This window comes from Croceicoccus bisphenolivorans, from assembly GCF_001634625.1.
Classification (GTDB): Bacteria; Pseudomonadota; Alphaproteobacteria; order Sphingomonadales; family Sphingomonadaceae; genus Croceicoccus; species Croceicoccus bisphenolivorans.
On record NZ_LRSE01000032.1, the window covers coordinates 1 to 9,025 of the forward strand.

Annotated in this window: 8 protein-coding genes; 2 read left to right on the forward strand and 6 right to left on the reverse strand. The window is 59.2% G+C overall.

Translation table 11 applies throughout. The features are described from left to right. Positions 1-552: 552 nt before the first annotated feature. The 5 genes from A7A77_RS16850 to A7A77_RS16865 all read right to left on the reverse strand — a co-directional run bounded on the left by A7A77_RS16850 (position 553) and on the right by A7A77_RS16865 (position 5,525). Positions 553-1,356 (reverse strand): lipid II flippase Amj family protein, encoded by an 804-nt coding sequence (locus A7A77_RS16850; RefSeq protein WP_066561103.1) that lies wholly within the window; start codon positions 1,354-1,356, stop codon positions 553-555. Positions 1,357-1,379: 23 nt separating this feature from the next. After that, entirely contained in the window at positions 1,380-2,153 is a 774-nt protein-coding gene (locus A7A77_RS16855; protein WP_066561088.1) for a sulfite exporter TauE/SafE family protein, read from the reverse strand. A gap of 33 nt (positions 2,154-2,186) precedes the next feature. Further along, positions 2,187-4,679, reverse strand: coding sequence for a TonB-dependent receptor (locus A7A77_RS16860; protein ID WP_066561091.1), 2,493 nt, complete (start codon positions 4,677-4,679; stop codon positions 2,187-2,189). A gap of 103 nt (positions 4,680-4,782) precedes the next feature. Then, complete coding sequence (locus A7A77_RS17665) at positions 4,783-4,947, reverse strand: YezD family protein (RefSeq protein ID WP_082836220.1); 165 nt, start codon at positions 4,945-4,947, stop codon at positions 4,783-4,785. 134 nt (positions 4,948-5,081) lie between these two features. Further along, positions 5,082-5,525 (reverse strand): RrF2 family transcriptional regulator, encoded by a 444-nt coding sequence (locus A7A77_RS16865; RefSeq protein ID WP_066561093.1) that lies wholly within the window; start codon positions 5,523-5,525, stop codon positions 5,082-5,084. Between the two features lie 355 nt (positions 5,526-5,880). Between A7A77_RS16865 and A7A77_RS16870 the strand changes: the two genes are divergently transcribed. After that, a complete protein-coding gene (locus tag A7A77_RS16870; protein ID WP_066561096.1) occupies positions 5,881-7,023 on the forward strand; it encodes an acyl-CoA dehydrogenase family protein in 1,143 nt (380 codons plus the stop codon). A gap of 96 nt (positions 7,024-7,119) precedes the next feature. Here the strand turns inward: A7A77_RS16870 and A7A77_RS16875 are convergent, their stop codons facing one another. Beyond that, positions 7,120-7,689 carry a TetR/AcrR family transcriptional regulator gene (locus tag A7A77_RS16875; RefSeq protein ID WP_216635613.1) on the reverse strand — a complete coding sequence of 190 codons (570 nt, stop codon included), beginning with the start codon at positions 7,687-7,689 and terminating at the stop codon, positions 7,120-7,122. A gap of 479 nt (positions 7,690-8,168) precedes the next feature. On the opposite strand from A7A77_RS16875, the gene A7A77_RS16880 reads away from it, so the two are divergent. After that, positions 8,169-9,025 (forward strand): TonB-dependent receptor (locus A7A77_RS16880; protein ID WP_156500662.1); only part of this gene is annotated, 857 nt, incomplete at its 3' end.

Consider the following 9,025-nt stretch of genomic DNA (forward strand, 5'->3'; position numbering starts at 1 on the left):
GTGAACGCGGAGGGCGACTAAAGCTAATGAGAATGGATTGCAACATGACTGCGTAGGGAAATTTTTGTGGTCGACGCTTTTGTGTGGGCATGAGAAAGATGCGGAGCATTCTGTAGCAGCTTGCCGATTGCTACAGAATGTGGCTACAAAGAGCACTGTAGCAGTCGGGAAATTATATTTTGAATTAGATGGTTACGGGCGTTTTCTTAGCTCCCCCTCGGCTCCACCATCGGTTTTTTACCTCCAGATATTCCTGAAAGCCCAGGGATTACGGCGGTTTCCCTTTCCTGTTGCTACGGCGGTGGGACTGGAACGCGTCACAAAACCCGTCAGATGCCAGCACTATGCGACCGGATCCAATGTTCGCGTATTGTAGCGCCTACGCCACATATCCTGACGTTTCGGCGGCGCGTAGTCTCGTCATCATCGATGTCCACATCCTGCATCGCTGATCCAATTGTGGCGGGTCGGGGCGTATTTCGATATGCTGGCAAGGGTGCCGGGTGTGTTGGAAAATCGCCAAAGAGCGCACGGTCCTTTTCTGAAACCGGATCACAGGACCCTGGCCAGCCAGACGATTAATGCGGCGGATGGAAGAAAAATTGCTTGGGCGAAAAGCGAGCCCGCCAGCCGGCTTAGGGATATCCAGACGACCGTCTGACGAAAATCGTGTTCAGATAGCTGCCCGTCGATGACGTCATCAGTCATGATCGAGAGATAGGGGTCGATGAAAGCGAAAAGCAGAATTGTGGCAACGCCGTTGATGACGGCTGATAGCTGCGAGGCCGTAACGCGATAGGTCGGTTCGAGATAACCTGCGTAGAGTGCGGCCAGGACACCGACGATCAGCAGCGCCTGCGCCAGTGCGTTCGCGATCAACACCGGCCACAATGCGCGCGCGGGTCTTGGCCAGCCCCTGACATGCCTGGTGCTGGGGAGTGCCGCTGACCTTCGTAATTCTCGCAGACCTGCAGGCGAGATAGTGCGCCGCGCGATAGCGGCAAGCGAAGGCCGCGCCTTCATTGAGCCGATGGCGGTGGAAAACAGGCGCTGTGCCGTCGGGACCAGAAGAATGCCGATCAGGATCGCGATGGCTGCCGATGCCATCAACCAACGAAAGTCCGCCGTCAAATGCTCGGCTCCCCGCGAAACGATCCCGTTTTCCACCCGCTTGGCGAGTAGCGGAGCGAGAAAGCTGTTGGAGAGCCGTGAAACCAGCACGAGGATATTGAACAGTGCAAAGCTCATCGCGATGCGCCGCGTTCGCACACCCGCGATGCGCGCTGCGTAGGCCAAGGCGCCGATCAGGTTGATGACACCGGTCAAAATACACAGAATGACGAGATTGCTATCCACGGTTGCATCCCTGTGGATGCCGCTCAAAAGAGCGGCATTGCTTTATAGATCGAGAAAATGCTGGTGGCGAAGAGCACCACGCTGACCGCGAACAACAACGTGCGCGGAGCAACGCGTTTCGCAAGGTAGGCACCGAATGGCGCGGCAATCACGCCACCGATGATCATCCCGATCGTTGCCGCGCCGAACGCCTCCAGCCCCAGCGTCAGGATGAATGCGACCGACACGCTGGTAGAGAGCAGGAACTCCGCCGTGTTGACAGTGCCGACGACCTTGGCCGGGTCGCCCCCCTGGATCAGCAGGTTGGAGGTGACCACCGGTCCCCAGCCGCCACCGCCCGCGGCATCGAGAAAGCCGCCGAGCAGTGCGAGCGGGCGTGTCGTTTTCGGGTCCTCGAACCGGGGTTCGCGCATCCGGAACGCTTTTACGAACAGGTATATGCCGACACCGGTCAGGTAGATCATGACGAATGGCTTGGCGATCGAGGCGTCGATGCTGGTGAGCAGGTAGGCTCCCGCCACACCGCCCGCCACGCCGAACGGGACAAGTCGGCGGAACAGCCCCCAATCCACGTTGCGGTGCCAGATGTGGCTGGCTCCCGACGCGCCGGTGGTGAACATTTCGACCAGGTGCGTCGTTGCCGAGGCGGCGGCTGGCGCCACCCCCAGCACGCTGACCAGCATGGTCTGGGATATGACGCCAAAAGCCATGCCTAGCGCCCCGTCGATCAGTTGAGCGACCAATCCGACAAGGATGAAGGGCGCTATGTCAGCAAATGTAAGCGAGAATTCGAACATGAGGTGGTCCTCCCTGTTCAGGGGTGGGTGGGATCAGAAAACGTGTTTGAGGGTCACGCCGTACGTGCGCGGATCGCCGGGATTGCCGACGATCAGTCCGGTGTTGCCGCTGGGTACCTGCAGCTGTTCGTAGTAGTCTGTGGCGAATGCGTTGCGGACCCAGCCGTAAAGCTCCAGCCCGTCGTCGGCCCGGAACCCGCCACGCAGGTTGGTGAGGGCATAGCCATCGATCCAGGTATAAGCGGAAGGCGACGGGTTGCTGGAGAAGCGCGAACGGTAGCTACCGTCGACGCCAAGAAAGAAGGCACCGTCCAGCCCGAGGAATGAGGCCGGCACGTTACCTTCCGCGCCATAGGACAGCGACCACTTCGACACACCGGGCAGGCGCTGGCCGGATATGTCGCAGTTGGCCGGACTGATCCCGCCTGCGGTTCCCGGCGCGCTGGGCGTTTGGCCCGCAGCCACCGGAGTACCGCCCGATAGTTCGGGCGGGCACGGCGCATCGGTGAACCGGCGATATTTCGCGTCGGTGTATGCGCCGTTGATGTAAGCGTTGAAACGGTGACTGGGCCGGAACGAGAAATCGGCCTCGAACCCTTGCGTACGCACCTTGTCGGCATTGGCGAGGTACCCGCGCAGCACGCCGAGGCTGCCGTTGGTGACCAGCGCCTGATAATTGGCGATGTCGGTGCGGAACGCAGCAAGGTTCAGCGTGGCCTTGCGGTCGAGGAACTGGGCCTTCACCCCCGCTTCGAAATGATCGACCGATTCCGGCGCTACCGTCGCGGCCGCAAGGATCGGGGCACCGCTGCTGTCACTGGGCACGCCGTTGAGGTTCACGCCGCCCGATTTGAAGCTCCTTGCATAAGTTGCATAGAACAGCAGGTCGCGCGTCGGTTCATAGCTGGCGGTGAAATCGTAGCTGAAATTCCAGTCCTTGTAGTCGGCCGTGAACTGCTGCGGGGCAAGCACGCCTCGCTGGGCTACGATGCGCGGATCGGAGCTTGCGAACGTTACCAGCTGCCCGTCGCCGTTCGTCACCACGGATGTGTAGGAACCGTCCTTCTTGTCGTAATTGAGCCGCACGCCCGGGCGCAGCGTAACGCCCGGTGCCGGACGCCAGCTGACCTGCCCGAACAGGGCCGCGCTGGTGTTGTCGAGGCGAATGTCGTTCCTTGCGGTCAACCCGTCGAGCACCGAGGGATCCTGGCTCAGTGCGCTGGAGGGGTTAAGCAACCACGCGCTGGCCGCCGGACCCTGCTGCTGCGTACCTTGGGTGCGCACCTTCTGGTTGAACCAGAAAGCGCCGAGCACGTAGTCGAGCGTGTCGCTTTCGCCCGACAGGCGCAATTCCTGCGTCCACTGGTCCTGCTGCGACGGGTTTTGCGACAGGGTCGTGATCGGAAGGCCGGTGAAGTCCCGGTCGTTCTCCGGCTTCCAGTCCCAGAATCGCCATGCAGTGATCGAGGCCAGCTTGCCGATGCCGGTGTCGAGAGAGGCTCTGAGCGAGGCGCCCCCGATCTTGTTACCGGCGTTGAGGCTGGCATCGAGGTCCGTCAGGCGGTCATAGCCGTTGCGGCCGGGCGTGACATATCCTTGGGCGGCGGCAAGTGCCTCGTACTGGCGGTTCAGCGGACGTTGCGTCGTGCCGACGCGAACGAAGACCGTACCGCAGCATTCGGGGTCTTGCTCGCTGTAATCGCCTGCCAGCGTCACCGAGAGCGCGTCGCTCGGTTCCCACAACAGCTGGCCGCGCAGGCCAAGGTTGTCCTGTTCGTTGATATCGCGCTCTGTCAGGACGTTGCGGATCGTGCCGTCGCGATGGGTGGAAGAAATCGCCAGTCGCGCTGCCAGCTGTTCGGTCAGCGGGCCGGAGATAGCGGCCTTGGCCTGCCGGAAGCCGAGATTGCCGACCGACACTTCGGCCCGCCCTTCGAAATCGAAAGTCGGCTGACGGGTGGTGATGTTGATCGCGCCCGCAGTCGTGTTCTTGCCGTAAAGCGTTCCCTGCGGTCCGCGCAGCACTTCGATCCGGTCTACATCGAGGAAATCGAAAGTCGCCGATGCGACACGCGAATTGTAAACATCGTCGACGTAAATGCCGACGCCTTGTTCGATGCCGTCGTTCGTCAGGCCGAAGGGCACGCCGATTCCGCGGATATTGACTGCGGTATTGCGCGGGTTCGAGCTGTAGAATTGCAGGGTGGGCGTCAGCTGCTGCAGGCGACCCACGTTAAATGCACCGGTATTGTCGATATGCTCGCCACTCACGACGGAGACGGCGATGGGCACGTCCTGAACTGTTTCGGCCCGGCGGCGTGCCGTCACGAAAATCTCGCCGTCATCGCGCGCGCCGGTGCCGGCGGAAGAGGGAGCAGGGGTGGCGGGTTCTTGGGCCGGTTCGGCGCTGTCACCCGTCGGCTGGGCGATGGCGATGGAAGGCACCGCAAGCGCGATGGCGAGCGAGGTGAGAGGAAGGCGCGCATATGCGCGCGCCGGAGTAATCGCCGGAATAATCGGATGCATGGGAAGTTTCCTGTCTGTCTGGAACTTCGCATCCGGTGGTCCGGTCTGCTTGGTTTTCGATGCGGTATCTTGATGGAGGGAGGGGTGGTCTTATTCGTCGGGTTCAGGCGAACCTTCGCCGTTCCGTAATATCGAGCTGCATGAGTTTGCCGTCATGAACTGTCAGCTGAATTATGCCGAAGCGGACCTTGGACAGGGCTTCGACGATAACCTTCAGCTGCTCGGCACCGACGCCATTCTCGATGATGATGTCGTTGAATGCAGACATTGCATTTTCGCTCCACAGTTGGGGCAAGCACCAGTGCCTGCCGCCAAGCTGATTAATCTCTACCAAATTTGTTGACAATAAGGCGGAGCGGCAATTTCTGCTTTGTGCGATCAAGCCAAATCTATTTGCGACGATCAGAGATGGTGTTCATCGTCACTGGCAGGGACGGGGTCTATCCGGTCCGAAAGACTTACCGAATCGAGCAATTCTGCGGTCTGGTCCCTTACTTGCAGCATCAGCGCCCGCGTCCGGCATTCGCCTTCGTCCACGCAGTTTCGGCATTTCTCGTGGGCAAAGCGGCTGGCGCAGGGAACCAGTGCGAGTGATCCGCGCGTGGTCCGGATAAGGTCGCCATAGGTTATATCGACCGGAGGTACGCCCAGCCGATATCCGCCGTCGCGCCCGCGCTGCGATTCGACCAATCCGGCGCGCGAGAACTCCGACAGAATGACGGTCAGGAACTTGGTCGGTATGTTCTGCGCTGCCGCGATATCCGCAAGCGGAACCAATCCCTCGCCATAGCGATCGGAAAGATGCTGCATCGCGCGAATTGCGTATCTGGCCTTTTGTGAGAGCATGTAGCCAACCCTAATCCATCGTGCTCATTTCGCAATCAACGAGGGCCAGGCAGGGCCACGCTTTGATAGACGTATTTTCCCAAGAGTAATGGCGAACCACATGTGGTTGATCGGCAGGTTCGGAGCTGGATATTATTTTCCATTGCTGCGTCGCTCCGGTGTGATGCGGGTGAGTAAAGAGGGCCAGCCAAGAGGCGTATCGAAGGTGTCAAAGGCCGCATGAACATCAAGCTTCAAGCCATCACCTATGCCGATCGCATCGGCCGGAGCAGGTCCCCCTCCGGTGAAAGCATTCAGTCTAGTAAACTGGTGAACGTTCAGATATGCCCATCTGAAGGACAGAGGATGGTATGCAATGCTCGATCGCAGGAATAGCCGAATCTATGGTGAAGAACACGCCATATTTCGACAACTGGCCCAACGCTTCATCGCTCGAGAGTTCACGCCGCACATTCGAAAATTCGACGAAGCTGGCGCCGTCTCGCGCGAGTTTTGGACAAAGGCAGGTGAGGCGGGGCTGCTTTGCATGGGCGTACCTGAGGAGTTCGGCGGTCCCGGCCTCGATTTCCGTTTCAATGCTGTCCTGAACGAAGAGCTCACCTATGCTGGCATGTCGGATACTGTCACGCTGCAGAGCGACATAACGTCGCCATATTTCGTGCATTACGCCAGTGAAGAGCTCAAACAGCGATGGCTCCCGCGCATGGTGTCTGGCGAGGCGATTTGCGCCATCGCCATGACCGAGCCGGGGGCTGGATCGGATCTTCAGGGCGTGAAAACGACCGCGCGCCGCGAAGGCGACGAATACGTCATTTCCGGTTCGAAGACGTACATCACCAACGGTCAGAATGCTGACATCGTTCTTACCGTCTGCAAGACGGATCAGGATGCGGGTTCGAAGGGTATCTCCCTGATCGTCGTAGAGGCTGATCGGCCGGGCTTCTCGCGAGGCCGCAACCTCGACAAGTTGGGGCAATGGATGTCCGACACCTCGGAATTGTTCTTTGATGACGTGAAAGTGCCGATTTCGAACCTGATCGGCCAGGAGAACCGAGGCTTCATCTATCTGGTCAACGATCTTCCGCAGGAACGACTGTCCATCGCCTTGACCGCGCAGGTCGCAGCCCAGCGTGCTTTCGATGAGGCAGTATCGTTCGTGCGTCAGCGCAAGGCGTTCGGCAAGGCAATCATCGAATTTCAGAACACCCGCTTCAGTCTGGCCGATCTGAAGGCAAAGCTGCAAGTCGGCTGGCAGCATATCGATTGGGCGATCGAGCGCCATGTTGCAGGTGAACTAACGCCAGAAGAAGCGGCAGCGGCGAAATACTGGCATACCGAGATGCAATGGGAGGCCTGTGATCTTGCCCTGCAATTGCACGGTGGGGCGGGCTACATGAACGAGTATCCGATAGCCCGTTTCTGGCGTGATGCCCGTGTGCGTCGCATATACGGTGGCACGTCGGAGATCATGCGCGAGGTTGTCGGGCGGTCGCTTTGATCGCGTGGCGAGCAATTTGTCCGAGCCAATGGCAATTTCGACAACGGTTGTGATGTGCCATCGGCTCTTGCGATCAGCGGCACGGGATCGGGGCGATCAACTGGCGTTGCTGCGGTTCCGATGCATGGAATGTTCGAACCAGTGTGCGAGGATGTCGTCGGCCACGCTGTCGGGTGTTGCCCAAAGGCGCCTGATAGCGGTGCCCGAGATCAACGCCGCCGCGGATCGGACTATCTCAAGAGCATCTTCTTTCGTCCAACCCGCCTTCGTCAGCTTCATAACCCATTCGGCATAGACTGGTTGCCGCAGCTTCGTGACTTCGTTCGCAAGTAGTGCGGCACCGTCTTTCGACTTTGAAAACTCCACCGTGATGCTGATTGCGACCCAGAACCTGTCGCTGAAGAAGAACGTCTTGAACTCCTCGACCATGGACCGGAGCAGTCTTGCCGGATCGTCGCAGTCGATTGACCATACCAGGCTGTCCTCGTCAGCCATCGTCAACGCCTGCTCGATAGCAGCCAGCGTGATCTCATCCTTGTTCGGAAAATGGTGAAGGACGGCACCTTGCGACACCTCGGCGCGTTTCGCGACGCTGGCGATGCGAAGCGCGCCGAGGCCGCCTTCGGCAACCAGTTCATATGCAGCAAGCTTCAGTCGTCGACGCATGTCTTCGCTGCGTTCTGACTGGGTGCGCCTGCGGCCGGACTTGATGCGGTTATCCTGATTCATTCAGCTCAAATACGCCCAAACAATTTCGCTGGTTGATAGTCGCGTGATTGTCGCGCTGGCAAGGGCGCGCAGCCACCCCGTACCGTTGCGGCGTCCGGCGCTGGAGGGGCGATTTCGTTTCATGACGGTTTCCGGCAGGTGAAAATAGGAAACTACTTGACTTAGTTTTCCTACATGCGATTGTCCGTCTCTGTCGGTGACGATCGTGCCTGAGTTCGGACAGGAGCTGGAGCATGCTTGGCGTTGACTTATCTTGCAACTAACATAACGTGTACCCGGTTTGTTATAAGCTTCAAAAAATCCGTCACGGATCAATCCAGATCAACATACCTGCATCCAGCAATCAGAAATAATTCAACAAAGACCTGGTGCAGTCGGAGCACGCGACAAAGTGGGCGACTTCAAGGGAGAGGAAAATGCCGATAAATACCAAGTCTATGGCCATTGTTTTTTTGGCTGGCGCAGCATTTCCGACCGTGACATTCGCGCAAGCTGCCCCGACGGCGCCAAGTTACGGAAATGCAGAAGCGCCGATATCGCAGCAGGTCGTGGGTGAAATCGTGGTCACGGCGCAGCGTCGTAGTGAACGACTTCAGGACATCCCAGCCTCAATCAGCGCTGTCAGCGGCGCTTCTCTGGCAAGCGCCGGCGTCCCGGATATCGGCAATGTCGCGGGGCGCGTGCCTGGCTTCTATGCGGGCGGGTTCGGAACAAGTAGGCCACAGCTTTACATCCGCGGTATCGGGACACGGCAGTTCGATCCGGGCAGCGAGTCTTCCGTTGGTGTGTTTGTCGACGAAAGCTATCTGGGCCGGACCGGCGGTGTCCTCGGCTCGTTGCGGGACATCGAACGTGTCGAAGTTCTGAAAGGCCCCCAAGGCACTCTCTACGGTCGCAACACGATTGCCGGAGCGATCAACGTGATCACCAGGGGACCAACGGACGAATTCAGCGCGGAGGTCGAAGGCAGCTTTGGCAACTACGACTTCATCGACGTATTCGGCGCGGTATCCGGCCCGATTGCGGGAGATGTGGTGAAGGCGCGCCTTGCTGCATGGCGTTCAAAGCGGGACGGTTACGTAACGAACTTGACGACCGGCAACAAGCCACAGGGCCTCGACAACACCGGCGGTCGGCTTCGTTTCGAAATCAATCCCAGCGATAACGTGAAGATCGATCTCATCGGCGAAATCATGCGCGACGAAGGCCGTTCCTTCCAGGGCGAGAGTATCGGTAGCACGGCTGAGAACGGCGGTGCAAAATTAGACCACGG

What these genes read in the sequence shown, in the direction of transcription:
- A7A77_RS16855 (WP_066561088.1), bottom strand. Translation starts at nt 2,153, where the DNA reads ATGTTCGAATTCTCGCTTACATTTGCTGACATAGCGCCCTTCATCCTT.
- A7A77_RS16860 (WP_066561091.1), bottom strand. Translation starts at nt 4,679, where the DNA reads ATGCATCCGATTATTCCGGCGATTACTCCGGCGCGCGCATATGCGCGC.
- A7A77_RS17665 (WP_082836220.1), bottom strand. Translation starts at nt 4,947, where the DNA reads ATGTCTGCATTCAACGACATCATCATCGAGAATGGCGTCGGTGCCGAG.
- A7A77_RS16865 (WP_066561093.1), bottom strand. Translation starts at nt 5,525, where the DNA reads ATGCTCTCACAAAAGGCCAGATACGCAATTCGCGCGATGCAGCATCTT.
- A7A77_RS16870 (WP_066561096.1), top strand. Translation starts at nt 5,881, where the DNA reads ATGCTCGATCGCAGGAATAGCCGAATCTATGGTGAAGAACACGCCATA.
- A7A77_RS16875 (WP_216635613.1), bottom strand. Translation starts at nt 7,689, where the DNA reads ATGCGTCGACGACTGAAGCTTGCTGCATATGAACTGGTTGCCGAAGGC.